Here is a 22,412-nt window from a genome sequence, read left to right on the forward strand (position 1 = left end):
CCTCCGATTTTAGGATTATTTTTTATGAATGTTTTTCACATAATCTTCTTTATTTACTTGTCTTGCTCTGGCAATGGCAAGCGCTTCGCCCGGCACATCTTCAGTTACGGTTGAACCCGCAGCGACGTACGCGCCTTCTCCCACTGTAACAGGAGCGACCAGATTGGAGTTGCAGCCAATAAAGGCGCCGTCTTCAATTTTGGTTAAATACTTTTTCTTCCCATCATAATTGACCGTGATGGAGCCGCAGCCCAGATTCACATCCGTGCCCACTTCGGCATCACCGATATAGCTTAAATGAGATGCTTTGCTCCGGTCGCCGAATTGTGTTTTCTTGATTTCAACAAAGTTTCCGATCTTCACTTCATTGCCGATTGCGGAATCGGGTCTGATGTGAGCAAAAGGACCGATATTTACATCATTCCCAACTTTGCTGCGATTGACAACGGATTGTTTAATCACAGTGCGGCTGCCGATTGAGCTGTCCTCTATCTCAGTGTGAGGGCCGATGACACATTCGTCGCCGATTTCAGCTTGTCCCTTTAACACAGTTCCGGGATAAATAACTGTATCTTGTCCGATACGTGCGTCAGGTGAGATGTACGTATTCATCGGATCGATTAAAGTGACTCCGTTCTGCATATGCCGTTTGTTAATACGCTCTTTCATATACATTTCAGCCTGAGAAAGAGCGACTCTATCATTCACTCCGAGCGTCTCTTGGAAGTTACCAGTCTGGTAAGCGGCAACAGTTTCGCCTTCGTCTTTGAGGATTTCGATCACATCCGGCAGATAATACTCGCCTTGGGCATTTTCATTCGAAACCTGTTCGATGACACGAAAAAGAGCCTCGTTATCAAAACAGTACGTTCCCGTGTTAATTTCTTTCACAAGACGTTCTTGCTCCGAAGCATCCTTGTGCTCCACGATTTTTTGAACGGCGCCGTCTTCACTGCGGATGATTCTTCCGTATCCGGCGGGATCGTCGGCAACGGCCGTTAACACCGTGGCTTTTGCACCTTTGTCTGTATGTTCATTCAGCATGGCTTCCATCGTCTCCGCCGTCAGAAGCGGTGTATCGCCGCAAATAACGATCGTGACACCCTTTTCTCCGTGAAGAAATGGTTTTGCCTGTTTGACCGCATGAGCCGTACCGAGCTGTTCTGCTTGGAGAGCGTAATCGCTTTTCTGTCCGAGCTGCTTCTTCACATCTTGGGCGCCGTGTCCTACGATGGTGACAAGCTTCGCTAAAGATAATTTCAGAGCTTCGTCTGCGACGTGCTCTACCATAGGCTTTCCGCATACCGGATGAAGGACCTTGTAAAGCTTCGATTTCATTCTCGTTCCTTTTCCGGCAGCTAAAATCACTGCAAACCGCTTATCCATTTAATGGCCTCCAATATCCCTTTTATCCATAGAAAAATATATCCTAAATAGCTGTTGATTTCAAGAAGACATCAAAAAGTGCAAGAATTTTCTATGTAATCGCTTTATTACTGAAAAATCAGATTTAAAAAAGGACTGCCGGAAAAGGCCTTGTGTCAGCCTTTATCAGCAGTCCTTACATTTTGTTATGTTTAAGAAGCCCCGGCTTCTTCATATTCTAATGCTTCAGAATCACCCAAACGATGATACTCATTTAAAACAGCATCCTGGATCTTGCCCCGCGTGCTGGAATTAATAGGATGAGCAATATCGCGGAATTCTCCATCAGGGGTGCGTTTACTCGGCATCGCAACGAAAAGACCATTGTTTCCATCAATCACACGAATATCATGTACGACAAATTCGTGATCCAGCGTGATGGATGCAATCGCTCTCATGCGACCATCGGTATTCACGCGGCGTAATCTTACGTCAGTAACTTCCACAGTAGTTCACCACCTTTTCCCTATATAAAAGCATTAGTCTAACAATTCCACGATTCTTTTTAAATTCCTGCACGTTTCAAAAAGTTTTTTTGAAAATATAGGATATACATACACAATTAGGTGATAAACCATATTTGGGGATCATATACTGCATAAAAAAAGTGATCCCGAATACCGGAACCACTTTTCTGAGATTTAAGATTTCACCAGCGCAATGACTTCAATTTCCACGAGAGCGTCTTTCGGCAGTCTCGCCACTTCCACACAAGACCTTGCCGGCTTATGTACATCAAAGTATTGTCCGTACACTTCATTCACTTCCGCAAACTGCTCCATATCAGCAATAAACACCGTTGCTTTGACAACCGTCTCGAGAGAAGCGCCCGCTTCTTTCAGCACAGCTTTTAAATTGCTGAACACCTGATGCGTTTGTTCTGTGATATCACCGTTTACCATTTCTCCTTCAGCAGTAAGAGGAATCTGGCCTGAGCTGTAAAACATGTTGTTTACGATGATTCCTTGTGAATATGGCCCGATCGCTGCCGGCGCGTGTTTTGTATGGATTGCTTTTGTCATTTTTCTGTCTCCCCATTCTTTAAATGCTGTTCTTTAAAAAATCGCAGAAAATTGCCGTTTTGAATCTCAATCGTTTTGTCTTTCATATTGATGGTTGAAAGCGTGAGCAGTGACATGTATTCATCGACAAGCCGTTCATTCACTCCCTCGGCTTCAACCAAGACGCCTATTCCCGCAACGTTTGCGTTAAACTCATCAAGCAGGCTGATCATGCCGTTAATGGTGCCGCCGGCTTTCATAAAATCGTCAATAATCAAAACGTTCGAACCCGTAGCCAAACTTCTTTTCGCAAGCGACATCGTTTGAATGCGGTTAGACGACCCTGATACATAATTGATGCTCACCGTGGAGCCTTCCGTCACCTTATTGTCTTTTCGCACGATGACAACCGGAACGTTCAGATAACTGGCCGCTGCGTAAGCAAGAGGGATTCCTTTTGTCGCAACGGTCATCACCACATCAATCTCCCGCTCCGCAAAAACGGAAGCAAAAAGCCTGCCTACATGAGAGAGGACAGATGGTTTTCCTAAGATATCCGTTAAATATACATAACCGCCCGGAAGGATACGCTCAGGATTTACTAAAGACTGTCCCAGCTCCTGTATAAACGCTTCTGCTTCAGCCTGTTTCACTTTCGGAATGTATTTGACGCCTCCGGCAGCTCCCGGCACTGTAAGCAGCGTCCCAATGCCTTGCTGTTCAAAGGTCTGTTTAATAATCGTTAAATCTTCACTGATTGATGACTTTGCTGATTGATACCGTTCTGAGAAAAACGTTAACGGTATTAATTCATGCGGATGGGTTAACAAATAATTTGTTAAGTCCACCAATCTGCCGCTGCGACGAAACTTCATGAACTTACCCCCAAAATCCGAATAATTTAAAAATAATATAACTTAACATACGGATTTAATCAAGAGCATTCTGTTCGCCGATCATCCGCACCGCGTACACTTGATCACAGAAACCTCTTAACCCGTTATAAATCCGCTGCACTTTCGATTCGTATTGAACCAAACCGAATACAGTCGGTCCGCTTCCGCTCATTAACACCGCATCAGCGCCGAAGCGTTTCATTTGATTTTTAATCATCGCCACCTCGGGATGGAGGCTGAGCGTAACCGACTCCAATACGTTTCCTAATTGTCCGCATACCTTTTGGAAGCTTTTTTCTTCAATCGCGTCAATCATCGCCTGCACATCAGGATGCCGAACCTGCTGTAAGTTCAGCCGGCGGTACACTTCGGCAGTCGACACCCCGATCGTCGGTTTGGCGAGCACGACCCAGCAATGAGGCGGAGCACTGATGTGCCTGATCTTCTCACCGCGTCCGGTTGCCAGAGCAGTGCCTCCGTATACACAGAAGGACACGTCTGAACCGATTTCAGCTCCAAGCTCCGCGAGCTCTTCGACAGAAAGCTTTAAATCCCAAAGCCTGTTCAGCCCTCTGAGCGTGGCTGCCGCATCGCTGCTTCCGCCGGCAAGCCCTGCCGCTACAGGGATCACTTTTGTAATCATAATGGAAACGCCTTTTTTGACTTGAAACCGTTCTTTAAGCAGTTTGGCTGCCTGATAAGCCAGATTCCTTTGATCATCCGGAACAAAGCGATTATGCGACGCCACTCTGATAACGTTTTCGGGCAGTTCTGTCAGTTCAATCCGATCTGCCAAATCAATTGTCGTCATGATCATCTCCACTTCGTGATAACCATCCGGGCGTTTACTCGTCACATCGAGGGACAGATTGATTTTGGCCGGCGCTTTTTCTAAAATACGCATAGCTTTCACCTACTTCTCCATCTAAACATAAGTATGAACATTGTATCACATTTGGAGACCCGGAGGTACTTATCCGAAATTGACGCCGGTTTTGACAGCCGATAGAAAAAACCGGGGAACGGATTGTCCCCCGGGCCACTGCATTATCGGTTATTTTGGTTCTGAGCCGCCATCTGCTGTTCGGCAATCTCAATCGCGCGCTTTACCATATTCCCGGCGTCACGCGCCCGAATGCCTCCCCAGCCCTCGTTTTTCACCGTATCGTAAAAACCAAGGTCCTTCGCCAACTCATATTTGAACTCATCTGACATAACTCCACGACGTCTGCCCAAACGAAACAACCCCTTTTATAGAATTGATCACCATTCGTGCACGCCACGATAAAACATGTGACACTTATAGCTTCCGTTTAATCGGCTGAAACTTTCGAGGGAATAATTAGAAGAGCTTTAGAAGGCAAAACAAAAAGCAGTAAACAAAAGGTTCACTGCCCATTAAAATGCTACTGAGCTTGCCGCATCGTCATTGAATGTCAATTCAACAGTCTCAGTCAGAATATCAGCATAACTGTATGAAACTCTTTCAAACGAATTCTCGTCTTGATCTAGTTGTATCACAAAAACAGAAGGGTACGTCTCAGCTAAAATGCCCGAACGCTCAATCGTTTTTCGGCGGCCGCCGTTTGCTTTTAACGTAAGCCGTTTACCTAAATTCCCATCAAGCGATCTTTTTATATCGGACAACGTCTTCGCCATTGCATCCACCTCACTACATTTATTGTACAACAAGAGCCCAATTTTGTCAAATAAAATTTAAATTATATCAACGTTAATAAGTCATTGTCAACAAAATTATTTTGACAAAATTCTATTGATTTCTGCGTTATTTTTCACAAGTTCCGGAAATTTATGTATCAATATGTAAAATAATTAACCCGCATAGCGAAATATATGCGGGTTTTATCACTCATCCATTTGATTTATACGGCATACCGACACGCAGCACACCCTTCGTTTCAATTCCTCCCAGCCCTTTCTCTCTCGTCAGCGTATTTCTCAGGACATCCCATACATTGATCCGCTCCATAAACGGAGTGAAGCTGATTTTCGCGACAATATATACCGGGTCAAGCGCGTGGATATTGACGCGTGACGGAGAACTTGCGAAATTCGCGCCCGCTCTGATTAAAGACTCGAAATGAGATTGGCAGGCCCCCGCGAATATGACCAGCTGATCCAAATGAGGGACTTTACGCCTCGCTCTTTGAACGGTTTCGACAAAGTGTTTGGAATGCCTGTAGGCGCTTAAATCGTTCACGCCTCCCTTATGCTTGGAATATGCATCATGGCCGGTGATGACTAAAATATCCGGCCTGTATTTATCAAGCAGCTCGTCAATTGATGCCGGCATTTTTTTCTCATGGCAATGAATTCCGTATACCGGCACACCGATTTTTTCATAAAAGTTCAGGCACTTTTTCAAATAGGCCTCATCGCCGTCCAGATGCAATACCTTTCCGGGCATATGAAAGTAGTGCTCCTGATGCTGATATTGATTTGTCGCATAATATTCCTGTTTTTCCCGAAGCAGCTTATAATCCTGGCGGAGCAGCTCGAGAGATTCATTCATCCTGCTTTCATCTCTTTTCTTTCTCATGGCCTGTTCGTCTTTTCTGACAGGCTCCAAATCAGAAAAATCAGCATCCGCAATCAATCTGACTTCGTCACCATGCAGGATGGCAATTGAATTTCCGTTGCTTGTTTGCTCTATACCGATAATGCGAAATAAAACATCCATTTGATAGGATTTCCTGGCTACCATATCTCCTATTTGAAATTGCACGTTACCCACTCCACAAATAGACTAAGCCTCATCATGAAAGAAGTCTTGGCAAATACACCTCTTTCCGCTGCGGCGCTTGATGTTTCAAGCTTTTCTTGCAGTTGAATGAATAAGGTTCTCCTCTAGCCTATGTAGCGGCAGTCCAAGTGGTGACGCAAAACAAAAAGCCCTCTTAGAAAAGGGCTTTATGCAATCCGTTGGACAGGAGCGCGAATTCTTCTATGGACAGGGATTCACCGCGCCGCTTTCCGTCAATATTCGTTTCTTGAAGAACTTCTTCAATTTGAGCTTTTTTCTCTTTTCCGCCCGGAAGATTGTTCACAAGGTTGTTCAGCAAGGTTTTCCGGCGCTGTGCGAAGCTTGCTTTAATCAGCTGGAAGAAAAACGGTTCATTATCGACGTCAACCGCCGGGCCGTCACGCAGTAAAAGCCGGATAACCGCGGAATCGACATTAGGCTGAGGCACAAACACCGTTTTCGGGACTGTCATGACGGTTTTGGCCTCCGTATAGAACTGAACCGCAATGGAAAGCGATCCGTACTCCTTAGAGGAAGGATCAGCGGCCATCCGCTCAGCGACCTCTTTTTGCAGCATCACGACAATTCCTTTTAACGGAAGATGTTCTTCCAAAAGCTTCATGATGATCGGCGTCGTCACATAATATGGGAGATTCGCCGTCACCATAATTTCATCACAATCCTGAAAATGCTCTTCAATGACAGATTTAACGTCTGCTTTCAGCACATCTTGATGAATGATCGTTACATTGTCATATGGAGACAGCGTATCATTGAGAATGGGCAGCAGGCGCTGATCAATTTCAAACGCGACGACCTTTTTCGCCCGTTTGGCAAGCTGCTCTGTCAGCGCGCCGATTCCGGGCCCGATTTCAATGACTCCGGTCCGATCCGTAATTTCCGCATGGTCTACAATTCTGTCCAATATATTTGTATCAATTAAGAAATTCTGTCCCAGACTCTTTTTAAAAGAGAAACCGTACTTTTTCAGAATTTCCTTCGTTCTGATAGGTGTCGCGATATCTTTATTGTTCATCCTGTTCCTCCTGCCTCATAGCATCGAGCGCATCAATAAAATCACTTCTTTTGATTTGAAACATTTGCAGCCGTTTTTGAAGCTGCTTGCCGTTTGTATAGCCGATCTTCAGCAGGTCGCCCAATCGTTCGCGGCGTCTTTTGGCAGCCGGTCCGCCGATCAGACCGGCCTGTATGACATCTTCAGCTGAAATCTCACTCGGCTTTGCCTCCATCTCTTCATGCACATTTTCCAGACATGCTCTGATGCTTTCAATGGATGCGTGCTCAACGCCAATGCCGCGCTTGTTTTTCGGTTTGGCAAGATGTTTGGGCAGAAATGCGTGTTTACAGCCGGGTACTGCTTCAGAAATGGTTTTCCGGATCTTTTCCCCCGGAAAATCCGGGTCCGTCAGTACGATGACCCCTCTCGTTTCCTGCGCCAGCCGAATCTGTCTGATGACTTCGTCTCCGATTGCGGAACCGTTTGTCTCGATCGTATCCGCATCAACGGCAAGTTTTATGCGCGCAGTGTCATCGCGTCCCTCGACTACAATAATTTCTTTAATTTTCATTACTTCCTCCAAAAAAACTTTTTATATCCAAAACGAAACCTTTGCTTACATGTCACGTCTAATATACTGAAAATACACTTTACCTATTATAACGAAAAAAACAGAGGGCGCAAAACCCTCTGAGTGAATCGGAATTAATTTAAAATTTTAATTTTGACCTGTTTCTTTCCCCAGCGGTAAGCTGAAGATTTTTCAGGGAAAAAGACATCAATCCGTCTTCCTTTAATGGCTGAGCCTGTATCAGCGGCCACGGCATCCCCGTATCCGTCTACGTGGACTCTTGTGCCGAGCGGAATGACGCTTGGGTCTACCGCAATGACTTTAGCATTCGGATTGCTTGTCAGGTTAACGCCTGTAGCCGTATGGCCGGAACAGCCGCTGCAGCTTGCGGTATAAGCCGTGGAAGACACTGTAATCACTTTACCGGAAGATCCGGTTTCGCCAGAAGATGCCTTCACAGGTGCACTGAGCTGCTCAATCTTGGGACTGTGCCGCTTTGTGCCGACCGCAATGATTTGATCTTTGCTTTTTTCAGATGTTTCTTCTTTAACAAGCTTTCTTGAAACTTCTTTTCCATTTTCTTTGACAACATGAAAATGCTTTTTAAGTTTGCCTTCTTTTCCTTTTTGAACGATCTTTTCTTTCCCGCTGTCGAGAGACGCATCTTCTTTTTCTTTCACTTGATACGCTATTTTTTCCTCAACTACATCGGTGACTTTTTCGATACGAGTGATTTGTATGCCGGCCTGATTTTTTGTGAGCTTTTCGTGTAATGCCGGTTTTACTTTATCTTCGTCTTTCATGTCCATCTTATGCTGCGTTAAAAAGTCAGCGACCGTAGTCGAAGTCGTCCATATTTTCTTTTTCTTTCCCGCATCATTTACAGTGACCTGAAAAGCCGGGTCGACCGTGACTTTCATGCCGTTTGTCACTTTCGTATCTGCTGCTGGATCTATTTTATCGTGCTGATTCACAGGTGTATGCTGTTCGTTCAGAAATGCGCCGACTGTTTTTGCCGTTGACCATAAAGTCTTTTCTTCTCCGCCTCTTGTCACACGGATCTGCTTTGCAGCTTCATACACGACATTCATGTTGTCTGCCAATGCTGTCTGCTTAGACGGGGTAATCCGGTCTTCATTTCTCGTCTCTATATGTAAATCTTCCAGAAGTTCCCCAACCGTTTTTGCATGAGTGCGTATTTGCTTTTTCTTGCCGTTGATAGAAACAGAAACTGATTGTTTTGAGAGCTCATGTGCCCCGTATGCAGTCCCGGTTCCGCCCAGCAGAATAATAGCTGCAATAAGAATAACCTTGCTTTTACCAAGCTTTACGGAAAACAGTTTTTTCATTTTTTGTGTGATGAAAAACGCCTCCTTCTCCTCGGAGAGATTATATAGAGTATCTAAAATGCTGTCAACCCTCCCATCTCGAAGATGAAAAACCTTCAGCGTATCCCTCATTATGCAAAAACAAAGCAAAAAAAGGAAGAGAGACATATCGACAACCTATCTTATGAGGAGAAGGAAGCTTGTAGAACCGTTTTACATATCCACTGAATCGGACAAGCCTTTACACGTTACGACAGCGCATTCTGTCAGTTCATGCGGAAAAGTCTTTTTGCGTTTTCGGTTGTAATTGAGGCAATTTCCTCATATGTCAGCCCTTTTAATTCAGCGAGCTGTTCAGCAACATATTTTACGTAGCTTGGCTCATTTCGTTTACCGCGGAAAGGATGCGGTGTCAGGAAAGGACAGTCCGTTTCAATCAGCAAACGGTCATTCGGAATTTCCTTTGCTACTTCTTTTGGTTTCTTCGCATTTTTGAAGGTAACCGGTCCGCCGAATGAAATATAAAAATTCATATCCATACACTGCCGCGCAACCTCCGCGCTCCCCGTAAAGCAGTGCATAATACCGCCGACTTCTTCCGCCCCCTCTTCTTTCAAAATCGTGACAACATCTTCCGTTGCATCACGATTATGAATGATAATTGGAAGGTTCACTTCTTTGGCGAGAGCGATTTGTTTCCGGAATACTTCTTTCTGAACGTCTTTTGGTGATTTATCCCAGTGGTAATCAAGGCCCATCTCTCCGATTGCCACGACTTTTTCGTGAGAGGACAGTTCCTTAATCCATGATAAATCTTCCTCTGTCATGTCAATTGCGTCTACCGGATGCCAGCCGATCGCAGCGTATATAAAGTCATATTCCTCAATCAGCTCCATCGCACGCGTGATAGTGGGTTTGTCGAATCCGACAACGACGATCCGTTCAACTTCTTCAGCCTTTGCACGCGCAATGACTTCTTCTAGGTCTGTATCAAATTGCTCGGCATTTAAGTGCGCATGTGTATCAAAAAGCATCATAAAAACTCCTTTCTTGTTGAAAAACAAAAGGTGTTCGACGGAATGTTACACGTGAAACACCTTTTGCATCTATTATTTAATTCGAGTGCCTTTCGGTAATGACTGGTCGACAGCTACAACTTTAAGTACGCCGTCCGATTCTCCTGCCAGTATCATTCCTTGAGATAGCTCGCCTCTCAGTTTTACCGGTTTTAGATTCGTTACACAAATGATCTTCATTCCCACAAGCTGATCCGGTGTGTAATGCTTCGCGATACCTGATACAACTTGGCGCTGTTCAAAGCCCAGATCAATTTGCAATTTCAGCAGCCGATCTGCTTTTTTCACCGGCTCTGCGGACAAGACTTCTGCGACGCGAAGTTCTGTATCCATAAATTGATCAAACGTAATTTCAGGAAGACGCTCTGCTTCTTGCGGCTCTTCCGCCTTTTCTTCTTTAGCAGGAGCAGTTCCTTGCATTTTTTGCTTGATGTAAGCTACTTCCTCTTCAGCTTCAAGACGAGGGAAAAGCGGTTCCCCTTTTTTCACTTTCGCGTTCTTCAATTGGCCGAATGTCTGAATGCTGTCCCATGCTTTAAGAAACTGATCCTCAACTCCGAGCTGGGCAAACATTTTTTCAGGCGTTTGTGTCAAGAAAGGCTGGAGCAATACGGCTGAGATACGTAAAGATTCAGCTAAATGATACATGACGGAACGTAATTCTTTTTCTTTTTCCTGATCTTTAGCAAGCACCCACGGAGCAGTTTCATCAATATACTTGTTCGTACGGCTGATTAATTGCCATAGCGTTGATAAAGCGACTGAAAACTCCATGTTTTCCATTGCCTTTTCATAAGCTTTAACCGTTTCACCGGCTACAGAAGAAAGCTCTGAATCAAAATCGGTCACATTTCCTTCATATGAACCAATCTCACCGTCAAAATATTTTTGGATCATTGCAACTGTACGATTCAGAAGGTTTCCTAAGTCGTTCGCCAAGTCATAATTAATCCGTTCTACGAAACCTTCCGGCGTAAAGACACCGTCTGAACCGAACGGTACTTCGCGAAGCAGGTAATAGCGAAGTTCATCCAAGCCGTAGCGTTCAATTAACGTTACCGGATCAACGACATTTCCTTTTGATTTCGACATTTTTCCGTCTTTCATCAATAACCAGCCATGCGCGAAGACTTGCTTAGGCAGCGGGAGATCAAGCGCCATCAGCATAATCGGCCAGTAAATGGTATGAAAACGGACAATTTCTTTACCGACAAGGTGGACGTCAGCCGGCCAGTACTTTTTGTAAAGCTCATCATTTTCCGTATCGTAACCGAGCGCTGTTATATAGTTGAACAGTGCGTCAATCCATACATACACGACATGCTTCGGATTTCCCGGCACTTTTACGCCCCAGTCGAACGTCGTTCTGGAAACGGCCAAATCTTCAAGCCCCGGTTTAATGAAGTTGTTAATCATTTCATTTTTGCGTGATTCAGGCTGGATGAAAGAAGGATTTTCCTCATAAAACTTCAGCAGGCGGTCTGCGTATTTGCTCATGCGGAAGAAGTATGATTCCTCTTTGATTAATTCGACCGGGTGGCCGCTGTCCGGGCTTTTTCCGCCGACAACCTCACCCTTCTCATTTCTTTCCACATCCACCAGCTGTGTTTCCGTATAGAATGTTTCATCAGGGATGCTGTACCAGCCCTCATACTCATCCAGGTAAATGTCACCATTATCAAGAAGTTTTTGAAACACTTTCTCGATAATTTCTTTGTGCCGGCTTTCCGTCGTCCGGATGAAATCATCGTGAGAAATGTCGAGCTGCTTCCATAGTTTTTGGATTTCAGCAACTGCACGATCCACATAAGCTTGAGGCGTGATATTCTCTTCCTCCGCTTTCTGCTGGATTTTCTGTCCGTGCTCATCCGTTCCGGTTAAGTAGCGTACGTCAAATCCTTTTAATCTTTTGTAACGCGCCATCGCATCGCCGGCCACGGTAGTATAAGCATGGCCGATATGTAATTTTCCGCTCGGATAATATATCGGGGTTGTAATATAAAAAGTATTATTGTCTTGCGGCATGTTGCAACCTCCCATTCAGAATGTCGAAAAGCTCACGCCCAAAGGACGAGAGCGGTTTTATTTGATATACAATATTGATATTTGTCCTCTATCTATGATACCATCTTAGCCTTTAAGATCAAGGATATATACGTACTGCGCGTAAAAGAGTAAATAAAATTAAAAATTTTTATTGAAATTAAAAAAAGTCTTAACATGTCGAAATTTGTCGTATATAATCTACTAATATAAAACATCTTGGTTCGAAAGTCTTGATTTAAAAGGATTTTCAGTAGGATAATAGGTTCGAAAAAGCAGTCAAAAAGCCTGTTATTTCAGGATTTCCAAGGCTTTACTTACTATAAGAACTAATTCTTACAATCAATAGTAAACAAAAAGATTGACGATTATTGGAAACCTTGTTATGCTAGGAATGTAAGGAATTTTGTCGAATAATGACGAAGAAAAATATAAACTACAAAATAATTATCTCTCGGGAGGAGACTGTTAATGAAATCTACTGGTATCGTACGTAAAGTTGATGAACTTGGACGCGTCGTTATCCCTATCGAACTTCGCCGTACACTGGGCATCGCAGAAAAAGACGCTCTTGAAATTTATGTTGATGATGAAAAAATCATCCTTAAAAAATATAAACCAAACATGACTTGCCAAGTAACTGGTGAAGTTTCTGATGATAACCTTAAACTTGCCGGCGGCAAATTGGTACTCAGCAAAGAAGGCGCTGAGCAAATCATCTCTGAAATTCAAAACCAGCTTCAAAACCAAAAATAAGCTATTTCATACAAAAACCGTTCTTGTTACGATACAAGAACGGTTTTTTTTATGATTGAATGTGATAAGCATCATAAATCTCGCGTTTCGGAACGCCCCGATCTACCGCTGTTTGTTTTATGGCCTGTTTGGAAGATGCTCCTTCGTTTATGTAATGCTCCACATGCTCTTTCTCAGAAAGCTCCGTCCACCAAGGCTTTTCCTCTTCCTCCGGTTCGGCGGTTTGATTTCCTTCGACAACGAGACAGAACTCACCGCGGATTTGATCTTCATTTGCCCATTCCATCACCTCGGCGATGGTTCCTCTGATGAATTCCTCGTACTTTTTCGTTAATTCTCTCGTGACGGCGATGGTTCGATTACCCAAAACGTCATACATTGCTGTTAATGTTTCTTTTAATCTGTGCGGCGCTTCGTAAAATATCATCGTTTCCTGCCGTTTTTTCAGGATTTCGAGTTCTTTCTTCTTTTCTTTTTTCTGTCTGTTTAAAAATCCGTAGAAGAAAAATGGCTGCGGGGTGATGCCTGATGCGGTCAGCGCGGTTAATGCCGCATTTGCACCCGGAAGCGGAACGACATATCCGCCGATTTGGGTGAAATCTCTCACAATCTCAGCCCCCGGGTCGGAAATTGTCGGCATGCCGGCATCACTGACCAATGCCACATTCTTTCCGTTTTTCAGCCATTCAATGATTTTATGGCCGCTGCTTTCTTTATTATGTTCATGATAGCTGATGAGAGATGTTTCTATGTCATAAACATGGCACAGCTTTTTCGTCTGTCTCGTATCTTCGGCAGCTATGACATCGGCCGATTTCAGCGTCTCTACTGCACGAAAGGTCATGTCCTCCAAATTGCCGATCGGTGTAGGAACAAGGTACAGAGTTCCCATTTCAGATTTTCCGTTAAAGCTCATCTGGCGTCTTAACATATACAGCCTCCTTGCTGCGTCGTTTTTCTTCTATATATTGCTCTTTTTTCTTTCGGGTCAGCTGTTTAAAACGGTATTCCGCCTGCATCGCTTCCCGTTTTGTTTCAAATGATTCCGCATGGCATAACGAAACCGGCCTCCGCGCCCTTGTGTACTTCGCGCCCTTTCCCTCATTGTGGGTTTTCAGCCGTTTTTGCAGATCATTTGTATAACCGGCATACAGACTGTTGTCATTGCACAGCAGCACATAAAAGAAATGACTATTTGTCTCCATATAAAATCGTGCGAATCTCTTTCGTATATTCATTTTGTTCATTGTATACGAACAGCGGGGGAAGAATTTTGAGATCAGGGCGGCCGCCTTTAATTCCTTCAACCAAAATGGTATTCGCTTCTTTACCTTGTTTCGGATAAATAAACTGAACCCGTTTCGGTTCTATTCGGTACGCTTTCATTAATTCAAAGATTTCCAAAAGCCTCCCCGGCCGATGAACGAGAGCCGCTTTTCCGCCTTGCTTCAGCAGTTTGCTGCTGACGGAAATCACATCTTCAAGCGTGCAAAGGATTTCGTGCCTTGCGATTCTGAGATGTTCGTTCAGGTTCTGCTCCGCCTCTTTCGGTGTTTTAAAATAAGGGGGATTGCAGGTGACAACATCATATTTATTATGTCCGAGTCTTTCCGGCATATTTTTCAGATCATCATGAATGAGACTGATCTGACCGCCCAGCCCGTTGTATTCCACGCTTCGGAGCGCCATATCATACAAGCGTTCCTGAATTTCAACCCCGGTGATATCGGCTTTTGACCTTGTGCTGAGCAAAAGCGGCACAATGCCGTTCCCCGTGCATAAATCAACGATGTTCCCCTTTTGAATCGGAACGTATGCAAACTTAGACAGCAGCACGGCATCTAATGAAAAAGCGAAAACCGTCGGACTCTGTACTATTTTCATATCCTCTGCTAATAAGTAATCCAATCTTTCATCATCACGTAATGAAACCATAATCTTATTCCTTTCGGCACTCTTTGAAAAAGGCTTCCGACATCAGCGGAAGCCTTTTCCTTATTTTTTATTTAAGAAGGACAGACAAAAAAGGCAATCTCCCTTGCGGACGCTCCCATAATGGACGTTGCAAATATGAAAGCCTTCTTGATACAGCCGGGCCAGATTGTCGTACCCTTCTCCTATATCACTCTGCTCTGCCTTCTGTGTTTTTGTTTCTTTCTGATCGGCTTTGAATTTCTCAATTTGCTCTGTCGTATCATCAAGCCGCTTACGCAAATGCTTATTTTCAAGCTGAAGATGGTGATTCTCTTCAATCATTTCGCCGATATGCTGCTTTAAGTCACCCAGCTGACGGTACAGCGAACCGATTTGTTCCTCCAGGTTTATGACAGTATCAAATAACTCTTTTTTATCCAAGGTTCCACACCTCGTTAATCTGTGGTTTGTGCGGATACGACGCCCTCTTCCAAGAGCTCTTCCCAAGTATATTCTATCACTTTTTCACGATTCTTCAGTTCCACCTGAAGCACCCGTTCCAGAATATTAAGACCGACAACCTTTGCGGGGCCGTTTGCCGTCGTAATCATTTCGCCTAAATCCGGCAGCTGTTCTTTTGCCGTCTCATACTCATCATTTTCGTACTTCAAACAGCACATCAAACGGCCGCACAGACCGGAGATCTTCGTTGGGTTCAACGATAAATTTTGATCCTTCGCCATTTTGATGGACACCGGTTCAAAATCACCGAGGAACGTGGAGCAGCAAAGCATTCTCCCGCATGGTCCGATACCGCCGAGCATTTTCGCCTCGTCCCTCACCCCGATTTGGCGCAATTCGATTCTCGTTTTAAAGATAGAAGCCAAGTCTTTGACCAATTCCCTGAAATCAACCCGTCCGTCTGCCGTAAAGTAAAAAATGACTTTATTGCGGTCAAACGTAAATTCAACATCAACCAGCTTCATATCTAAGCCGTGGTCAGCCACTTTTTTCTGACAGACTTCAAAAGCGGACAGGGCCTCCTGTTTGTTTTCTTCTACAATGAGAAGATCGCGTTCATCAGCAACGCGTATGACCTTTCGAAGCGGAAGCACAACATCATGCTCGTCCACTTGTTTATTTGCGATGACAACCTGCCCGTATTCGACACCTCTTACGGTTTCAACAATGACGCAGCTGTCTTGTTCTATATCAAATCCGTTCGGATCAAAATAATAAATTTTCCCCGCTTTTTTAAAGCGGACGCCTATTACGTTGTACAAGCTTATCCCTCCTGCAACGTTAACACCAAGTGCTCCATTAATCCCTGCACATTCACATTGGAATGAAGCCGTTTTTTTGCTTCTAAAACAGCGAGAATTTGGTTCGTAACGCTTTGTTGTGTAAATTGCAGCGCATGCTGTTTTATTGATTGGAATAAGTCTTGATAAATCAGTTTATCTTCATTTCCAATTTGGATGGATAATACATCACGGTATATCAATAAGAGCATATCAAGACCCATTTCTTGATGGGTTTTTTCTTTGAAAAAGGGCACCCACTGATCCTGAATGAAGAAAAAGGCATGTCCTTTCCGCTGATGTAAGACTTCATACAATTTTATCACTTTCGCTCTGGACTCTGCAAACTCATCATTTCGACTTAATTCGACTGCTTCCGCAATATTATTTGTCATATTTGCTAAGAGCCGGGCCATGTGAGGGCTCACTTCCTGTTCAATCAGTCTTTCTTCTATGGCTTTCGGCTGAAGCGGCTGGAACGGAAGAACCTGACATCTCGAAACGATGGTATCCAGTATTCGGTGGAGCTGCTCAGTAATAAGAATTGCGATGGTATCTTGACTCGGCTCCTCTAAAAATTTCAGCAGACTGTTTGCTGCATTTGTCGTCATTTGATCCGCATGGGATATAATGTACAGCTTTTTATGCGATTCCAGTCCTGTTTTAGAAAACTCTTCCTGAAGCGATTGGATCTGAGCCTTTTTAATGGATAATCCGTCGGGCTGAACCACATGGAGGTCGGGATGGTTTCCGGATTCAATACGCTTACAGTTCCGGCACTCCCCGCAAGGCTCAGTCCCGTCTTCAAGGCAAAAAAAGCTTTTTGCGAGAAGCAGTGCGGCATCCAATTTGCCCGTTCCTTTTTTGCCTTCAAACAGATATGCGTGAGAAAGCCTTTTCTTTTCAATGCTGTTATGCAAAAGCCGCATCACTCTGGGCTGCTGCCCGGTCATTTCCTTCCATGATATTGCCATTGTATCACTCTCTATGTGTAAAGGTTAATCAATAAACCTTTTATTTCTCCGATTCGATCCAGCAAATCAATTGCCGGTTTTTCCTGATCTAACATTTCTTCTGTCAGCTGAAGCAGTTTTTCATCTATTTCTTTCACAAGCCCCAGAGTCCGGCTGCTTCCGTACAGGTCAAAGCTTTTCTCCGTCTCATGCGATAATCCGCTGTCTACGGCCTCTTTTACAAAACGTTTTACCAATCCTTTGAATTTCGCTAAGTCTTTGAAGTTTCTCGACTTCGTCAGCCTTTTCCCGAACGTTTCTATATCCGTTAAGAACCTGCTCAGCTGATCAAATTTCAGCTTGCTGCTTTGGCTGTCCATTGAACTTTTAAATGTTCCGGAAAGCTCTGCCGCTTTATAAGCAGGCTGCTGCTTTTTCTCAATAAATGTACGTAAGTCAGAATTTATTTTCACGTCGTCAAATCCTTAAAATTGATGAAATTCATCGACCGGGAGGACAAAGACCGTCGCTCCGCCGACTTCCACTTCGACGGGATATGGAACGTAGGAATCCGCATTCCCGCCCATCGGGGATACCGGGGCAATCATCTGATCACGTTTACAGCCATTCTCTTTAATGAGGCTGAGCGCTTTATCGACACGGATATCTTCCACCCCGATCATAAACGTCGTATTGCCTGATTTAAGGAATCCGCCTGTTGTCGCAAGCTTCGTCACCCTGAAGTTGTGGTCGGTTAATACTTTCAAAAGCCTGTTGCTGTCCTGATCCTGCACCACTGCCACTATTAGTTTCATTCTCTAGGCCCCCTTTAGGTTGGAAAGAACATTATCGTTACATTCATTATAGCAACTTATGAGAAACAGGTCACAACTGAATTTTTTTCAATGCTTCATTTATCACTTGAAGTGCGTCCTGAATGACGAGTTCCTTCTTTTTCGATGCGTCGATTGTATGGAATCTTTCCGGAAAACGCTGCATTACCTTTTGGTATCCTTCCCGTACTTTCGTATGAAAGTGCAGGGCCTCAAGATCGAGACGATTCTTCTCTCTTGAATCATTCGACGTAATCCGTTTCAACCCTTCTTCCGGCTCAATAGAAAAATAGATGGTGACATCAGGCATCGTATCGCCGATTGCAAACTGGTTAATAGAAAGGACTTCATCAATGCCGAGCCCTCTCGCATAGCCTTGGTAAGCCAGCGAACTGTCGATGAAACGATCGCACAGCACAATGCGGCCTTCTTTCAATGCAGGCTGTACCTTTTCGACTAAATGCTGTCTTCTCGCCGCAGCGTAAAGCAGCGCCTCCGTTTTTGCATCCATCAGTGTATTGTTTTTATTTAAGATCACTTCTCTGATCTGTTCCGCAATGTCGATGCCCCCCGGTTCTCTTGTCGCTGTCACCGGGAGCCCCTCTGCCGACAGAATCTCTTTCATTTCCTGAAGCACAGTCGTTTTCCCTGCACCTTCAGGACCTTCAAATGTTATAAATAAACCGCTCATGATTTCTCCTCTTCTATATAGACAAGTAATTGTTCCCCGTTTAACAAGCCTTGAATATGCGCGTCCATGCCGATTAAACGGGAAAGCTTTTGTACGATCTCTTCTGTTATCCGTTCTCCGTCCATGATCAGCGGAATTCCCGGCGGATAAGGAATAATGTTGCCCGCATGCAAGCGCCCGGCCGCCTTATTTATATCTGCAGGCTCTTTTGTAAACTTCCGCATCTCATTTTGCGGATATTCAAGTGTCGAAATGGACGGAAATGTCCAATTCACGGCATCCGGCAATTTATCGGGCGGTGTATTCTCCAGTTTCTGCTGTATGTTTCTTACGGTTGCCTGTTCTATCATCCGCCGGCCGCCTATCGGCAGTACGAGCAATACTTGGTACTCGTCAGCCAGCTCGGCAACAATGCCTTCACTCTCCAAAATCCGTTGTAATGAATAGCCGGAATGTCCGAGCTTTGACCGAAGAATTAATTTTAACGGGTCTGCCCGCAGCCCATATCCAGAAGGCTCGATTATTTCAATAGAAGAAATTGATGCGAACCTTCGTTTGATTTTCCCAATGTGCTCCATATGAACGGGAAGTGTCCCTTTTTCAGCAATATCCTGCACATAAGCGCGCGCCGTATCTAAAGATGCCATAATCGGGTATGACGGGCTGCTGCTTTGCAAACTGCTTACATAATAAGTTAATCGATCTCTGTCAATTCTCGTGCTGTTCAAATGAAAGTAAGACCCCATCGTCATAGCCGGAAGCGTTTTGTGAGCCGATTGAACAACGGCGTCTGCCCCCATAGCCAATGATGAAGGCGGGAAAGGCTGGCCTAACACAAAGTGAGCCCCATGAGCCTCATCCACCAGTACAGGAACGCCGTATGAATGGGCTTTGTTAACTGCCGCGGTCAAATCGGCGGCATGCCCGTAGTAAGTCGGATTGGTCAGAACAAGTCCTTTCGCGTTCGGATATGATGCCAGCGCTTTTTCGATGACTGAAAGGGATACATGTGCCGGCACATGCATGTTTTCATCGATTTCCGGCGCCAAATAAACCGGCTTGGCTCCGGCCAATGCCACCGCATGGAAAACAGACTTGTGACAATTACGCTGGATCAGAATGGGTTCACCCGGTTCACAAACAGCTAAAATCATCGCCAGATTGCCGGCGGTCGTTCCATTGACGAGAAAGAAACTTTCCTGAGAGCCGTAAAATCTGCTCACCAAATCCTGCGCTTCCTTAATGACCCCCGTCGGGTGATGCAAGTCATCAAGACCCGTGATCTCAGTCATATCAATAGATAAAAGAGATTGATATACAGATTTGGCTTCATCAAAAAAGACATCTCCATTGTGATGTCCCGGAACATGAAAAGAATACGTATTTCGGTGCGCATGCTTCATCAGCGCTGTATATAAAGGTGTCTCCATTTTTAAACAAATCCTTTGCCTGTCTTTCTTATTATATCGTGCCTGCGAGCCAACTTAAAGCTAAGACTTTTTGCCATCTAGCCGTTATCCCGGCCGGACCTCATATCAAGCAGCTTCTTTTTTAAATCGCCTTCCATGATAACAAGCTCCTCCTCGGCACGCCTGCGTTTCATCCTGCCTTCTTCTTGAATAGACATGATTTCTTCAAGTGTGCTGACTAAGCTTTCCTGCACTTTTTTGAGGGTTTCTGCCTCAACAAGTCCGCGCTCATTGGCTTTCGCTGTCTCGACTGTACTTGTTTTCAGAAGTTCAGCGTTTTTCAGCAGCAATTGATTTGTCGTATCTGCCGCCTTCTGCTGCACATCTGCCGCACTCCGCTGCCTCATAAGCGTCAGCGCGATGGCGACTTGATTCTTCCATAAAGGAATAGCCGTAACAATGGAGGACTGAATTTTCTCTGCCAGTGCCTGATTCGTGTTTTGAATCAGGCGGATTTGCGGCGCACTCTGAAGCGTAATCTGCCTGCTCAGCAGCAGATCATGCACCCTCTTATCCAGACGGTCGGCAAACTGGCGAAGATCATTCACTTCCTGCGCGGCCATTTGATTGTGTTCTTGTAATTCGGCTTTTCTTGCCGCTTCGGGTATCAGCTTTATTTTCAGCTCATCTGATTTTAATTCCCCCGCTGCTATATACATAGTTAAATCAGAAAAGTATTGTTTATTTTGGGCGTACAGCTGATCTAACAATTTATTGTCACTCAACAGCACATTTTTAGAATGTTCCAGCCTTCTGCTGATACGGTCAATCTGCACACTTGTCTTTTGATATTTCGAAAGCACTTCCTGCACAGAACCGGACACCCTTTTAAACAGCCGGGCGAAAAACCCTTTGTTTCTCATCTGCAGATCATCGGGGTTTACCTGGTCAAGCTTCAGCATCAAATCAGCCAGTATCTGTCCCATCTCTCCTGCATCTTTTCTTTGCACGTGCTCTATCATCGTATGGGAAAATTCCAGAAGATTCGCCTGCGCCTGTGAACCAAACAGAACAATGCTTTGCATGTTCTCAGGGTCCAGTTTTTCAGCGAGCTGAAGTGCCACTTCTCTTTTTTCTTCCGGCAGCGTATCTGCAAGCTTTAGAGGGGTCTGGTCATTTTGGGCGCCCATGCTGTCGTCGGAACGGTCTTTGGCCATTTCCTTCTTCCTTTCTTATTTTCTCAGTGAATGCTTTGCCATATCTAATTCAAAGTGCAGGTCGTCGAAGTCCTCCTTCATCAGTTCATGAAGATCCTCTTCCAGCCTTCTGGAAAGCTCTGCCAGAATCATCCTCGTCTCACTCAAGGACATTGATAAATCTTTATTTTTTCGCGGCTGTGAGGAGAGCAGAGCATACTTTTCCGTCAGTTCCACAACAGAATCAAGCGTTTGATAATAGAAACGCTCTGCCTGATAAAAACGTTTCGGCTCCTGCTTTGTGAGCAGATATATTCGTCGAGTTATCCGCAGTATCTCTGCATTCTGCTTCAGCATTTGTATACTTTTAGAGCGAAAAAGCGCCCTGCGTAATCGGATGATTTTACCCTTTGCTTCCTCAAGATTTTCCTTGATATAAGCATATTCTTTTCTTGTCAGCCGGTGTTTTTTTAAAAAGAGGCGCTTCGCATTCCACAGACCGGCCGCACTGGCTGCGGCTCCGCTGGCTGCCCCGTATAAAAGCGAATACAGAAAAGGCTGATGCCCTATCGTAAAGAAGGTTATCCCCGCCAATACAAAAACTGTGCTGCCGCAAAGCATCCATTTCATATATTGAATAAACGGTTTCATACTTGATCGACTCCTATTTATTCACTTTTATCAGTATTATCTTTTACATTCCATGTCTAAACAAGTTCCTCTTCTTATCGTATCAGTTCTTTTATAAAAAGTGTAAAAACTCCTCTGATTTCAGGCAAAAAAAAGACCCTTTTCAGGGTTAAGAATATAACGTCGGTGTATGAAGGCTTTTCAGTTTACGAACGAAAAATTCATAATTTGGATCAGAGGTCGGAGTGGAAACTACTTTCTTCTCACACTCTAAACATATAAATTTCGTATAAATATGGATTCCCCTGCTTTTTTTGGTTTCACACACAATACATGTTTCTTCATGGCTGGACGTTTCATTCATTTTGCCCACCTCCGTATGAATAGCCTTCCCTTAAGCTGTTGATTGTATACACAATTTGGACCTTTTTGAAGTTTGCAATTAGTATATGGGTGTTTCCGTATTTCGGTGTTTGTTTTGTTTTTATTCAAAAACAAAAAAGGCAGCTCATCATGAGCTGCCTTTACCGTAATGATAGCTTGGCGGCGTCCTACTCTCACAGGGGGAAACCCCCGACTACCATCGGCGCTGAAGAGCTTAACTTCC

At 44.4% G+C, this 22,412-nt stretch carries 27 protein-coding genes and 1 rRNA gene; 1 reads left to right on the plus strand and 27 read right to left on the minus strand.

Annotated features, from left to right (window positions below):
• Positions 1–15 precede the first annotated feature (15 nt).
• From glmU to metG, 13 genes are all read right to left on the minus strand, one after another.
• Complete coding sequence (glmU, locus tag G9F50_RS18805) at positions 16–1,386, minus strand: bifunctional UDP-N-acetylglucosamine diphosphorylase/glucosamine-1-phosphate N-acetyltransferase GlmU (RefSeq protein ID WP_060561978.1); 1,371 nt, start codon at positions 1,384–1,386, stop codon at positions 16–18.
• A 191-nt stretch (positions 1,387–1,577) separates the two neighbouring features.
• On the minus strand, positions 1,578–1,871 hold the full coding sequence (gene spoVG, locus G9F50_RS18810) for a septation regulator SpoVG (RefSeq protein ID WP_004264660.1): 294 nt from the start codon (positions 1,869–1,871) through the stop codon (positions 1,578–1,580).
• A 195-nt stretch (positions 1,872–2,066) separates the two neighbouring features.
• On the minus strand, positions 2,067–2,447 hold the full coding sequence (gene ridA, locus G9F50_RS18815) for a 2-iminobutanoate/2-iminopropanoate deaminase (RefSeq protein WP_004264663.1): 381 nt from the start codon (positions 2,445–2,447) through the stop codon (positions 2,067–2,069).
• Positions 2,444–3,301 carry a pur operon repressor gene (purR, locus tag G9F50_RS18820; RefSeq protein WP_004264666.1) on the minus strand — a complete coding sequence of 286 codons (858 nt, stop codon included), beginning with the start codon at positions 3,299–3,301 and terminating at the stop codon, positions 2,444–2,446. The genes ridA and purR overlap by 4 nt, the downstream gene beginning before the upstream one ends.
• Before the next feature lie 55 nt (positions 3,302–3,356).
• A complete protein-coding gene (gene ispE / locus G9F50_RS18825; RefSeq protein WP_007409927.1) occupies positions 3,357–4,226 on the minus strand; it encodes a 4-(cytidine 5'-diphospho)-2-C-methyl-D-erythritol kinase in 870 nt (289 codons plus the stop codon).
• Between the two features lie 143 nt (positions 4,227–4,369).
• Complete coding sequence (locus G9F50_RS18830) at positions 4,370–4,558, minus strand: small, acid-soluble spore protein, alpha/beta type (protein WP_011996172.1); 189 nt, start codon at positions 4,556–4,558, stop codon at positions 4,370–4,372.
• Between the two features lie 162 nt (positions 4,559–4,720).
• On the minus strand, positions 4,721–4,981 hold the full coding sequence (gene veg / locus G9F50_RS18835) for a biofilm formation stimulator Veg (RefSeq protein ID WP_003218330.1): 261 nt from the start codon (positions 4,979–4,981) through the stop codon (positions 4,721–4,723).
• A gap of 211 nt (positions 4,982–5,192) precedes the next feature.
• Positions 5,193–6,068 (minus strand): sporulation peptidase YabG, encoded by an 876-nt coding sequence (gene yabG, locus G9F50_RS18840; protein WP_004264691.1) that lies wholly within the window; start codon positions 6,066–6,068, stop codon positions 5,193–5,195.
• Positions 6,069–6,240: 172 nt separating this feature from the next.
• Complete coding sequence (gene rsmA, locus G9F50_RS18845; protein WP_015239023.1) at positions 6,241–7,122, minus strand: 16S rRNA (adenine(1518)-N(6)/adenine(1519)-N(6))-dimethyltransferase RsmA; 882 nt, start codon at positions 7,120–7,122, stop codon at positions 6,241–6,243.
• Positions 7,112–7,675, minus strand: coding sequence for a ribonuclease M5 (gene rnmV / locus G9F50_RS18850; RefSeq protein ID WP_004264696.1), 564 nt, complete (start codon positions 7,673–7,675; stop codon positions 7,112–7,114). Before rnmV ends, rsmA begins: the two co-directional genes overlap by 11 nt.
• A 134-nt stretch (positions 7,676–7,809) precedes the next feature.
• Positions 7,810–9,135 (minus strand): resuscitation-promoting factor, encoded by a 1,326-nt coding sequence (locus G9F50_RS18855; RefSeq protein WP_023356663.1) that lies wholly within the window; start codon positions 9,133–9,135, stop codon positions 7,810–7,812.
• A 134-nt stretch (positions 9,136–9,269) separates the two neighbouring features.
• Positions 9,270–10,037, minus strand: a complete 768-nt coding sequence (locus G9F50_RS18860) for a TatD family hydrolase (protein WP_029326250.1) — start codon at positions 10,035–10,037, stop codon at positions 9,270–9,272.
• 75 nt (positions 10,038–10,112) lie between these two features.
• A complete protein-coding gene (metG, locus tag G9F50_RS18865) occupies positions 10,113–12,104 on the minus strand; it encodes a methionine--tRNA ligase (protein WP_060561979.1) in 1,992 nt (663 codons plus the stop codon).
• A 483-nt stretch (positions 12,105–12,587) separates the two neighbouring features.
• Here metG and abrB point away from each other — a divergent pair, with 483 nt between their 5' ends.
• Complete coding sequence (abrB, locus tag G9F50_RS18870) at positions 12,588–12,878, plus strand: transition state genes transcriptional regulator AbrB (RefSeq protein ID WP_169510469.1); 291 nt, start codon at positions 12,588–12,590, stop codon at positions 12,876–12,878.
• A gap of 49 nt (positions 12,879–12,927) precedes the next feature.
• On the opposite strand, the gene rsmI is transcribed toward abrB, so the two are convergent.
• The 14 genes from rsmI to rrf form a co-directional block, all read right to left on the minus strand.
• Positions 12,928–13,809, minus strand: a complete 882-nt coding sequence (gene rsmI / locus G9F50_RS18875) for a 16S rRNA (cytidine(1402)-2'-O)-methyltransferase (RefSeq protein WP_060561980.1) — start codon at positions 13,807–13,809, stop codon at positions 12,928–12,930.
• Entirely contained in the window at positions 13,784–14,083 is a 300-nt protein-coding gene (locus tag G9F50_RS18880) for a GIY-YIG nuclease family protein (protein WP_060561981.1), read from the minus strand. The genes rsmI and G9F50_RS18880 overlap by 26 nt, the downstream gene beginning before the upstream one ends.
• Positions 14,070–14,813 (minus strand): tRNA1(Val) (adenine(37)-N6)-methyltransferase, encoded by a 744-nt coding sequence (locus G9F50_RS18885; RefSeq protein ID WP_004264717.1) that lies wholly within the window; start codon positions 14,811–14,813, stop codon positions 14,070–14,072. The genes G9F50_RS18880 and G9F50_RS18885 overlap by 14 nt, the downstream gene beginning before the upstream one ends.
• A gap of 60 nt (positions 14,814–14,873) precedes the next feature.
• Positions 14,874–15,233 carry a replication initiation-control protein YabA gene (yabA, locus tag G9F50_RS18890; RefSeq protein WP_004264720.1) on the minus strand — a complete coding sequence of 120 codons (360 nt, stop codon included), beginning with the start codon at positions 15,231–15,233 and terminating at the stop codon, positions 14,874–14,876.
• Positions 15,234–15,247: 14 nt separating this feature from the next.
• The gene (ricT, locus tag G9F50_RS18895; protein WP_004264723.1) at positions 15,248–16,075 is read right to left on the minus strand and encodes a competence/sporulation regulator complex protein RicT; all 828 of its coding nucleotides are present in this window, start codon (positions 16,073–16,075) and stop codon (positions 15,248–15,250) included.
• A gap of 2 nt (positions 16,076–16,077) precedes the next feature.
• Positions 16,078–17,067, minus strand: coding sequence for a DNA polymerase III subunit delta' (holB, locus tag G9F50_RS18900; protein WP_007409919.1), 990 nt, complete (start codon positions 17,065–17,067; stop codon positions 16,078–16,080).
• An 11-nt stretch (positions 17,068–17,078) separates the two neighbouring features.
• A complete protein-coding gene (locus tag G9F50_RS18905; RefSeq protein ID WP_004264730.1) occupies positions 17,079–17,519 on the minus strand; it encodes a YaaR family protein in 441 nt (146 codons plus the stop codon).
• 12 nt (positions 17,520–17,531) lie between these two features.
• Complete coding sequence (darA, locus tag G9F50_RS18910; protein ID WP_004264734.1) at positions 17,532–17,861, minus strand: cyclic di-AMP receptor DarA; 330 nt, start codon at positions 17,859–17,861, stop codon at positions 17,532–17,534.
• Between the two features lie 70 nt (positions 17,862–17,931).
• Positions 17,932–18,570, minus strand: coding sequence for a dTMP kinase (gene tmk / locus G9F50_RS18915; protein WP_007409918.1), 639 nt, complete (start codon positions 18,568–18,570; stop codon positions 17,932–17,934).
• Entirely contained in the window at positions 18,567–20,000 is a 1,434-nt protein-coding gene (locus tag G9F50_RS18920; RefSeq protein ID WP_098080861.1) for an aminotransferase class I/II-fold pyridoxal phosphate-dependent enzyme, read from the minus strand. Before G9F50_RS18920 ends, tmk begins: the two co-directional genes overlap by 4 nt.
• 77 nt (positions 20,001–20,077) lie before the next feature.
• Positions 20,078–21,196, minus strand: coding sequence for a toxic anion resistance protein (locus tag G9F50_RS18925; RefSeq protein ID WP_165417781.1), 1,119 nt, complete (start codon positions 21,194–21,196; stop codon positions 20,078–20,080).
• 15 nt (positions 21,197–21,211) lie between these two features.
• Positions 21,212–21,826 carry a 5-bromo-4-chloroindolyl phosphate hydrolysis family protein gene (locus tag G9F50_RS18930; RefSeq protein WP_165406605.1) on the minus strand — a complete coding sequence of 205 codons (615 nt, stop codon included), beginning with the start codon at positions 21,824–21,826 and terminating at the stop codon, positions 21,212–21,214.
• Between the two features lie 148 nt (positions 21,827–21,974).
• A complete protein-coding gene (locus G9F50_RS18935; protein ID WP_007409914.1) occupies positions 21,975–22,169 on the minus strand; it encodes a sigma factor G inhibitor Gin in 195 nt (64 codons plus the stop codon).
• 174 nt (positions 22,170–22,343) lie between these two features.
• A 5S ribosomal RNA gene (rrf, locus tag G9F50_RS20885) occupies positions 22,344–22,412 on the minus strand; the annotation flags it as partial.

This window comes from Bacillus sp. EKM206B (assembly GCF_011066015.1).
Lineage (GTDB): Bacteria > Bacillota > Bacilli > Bacillales > Bacillaceae > Bacillus > Bacillus velezensis.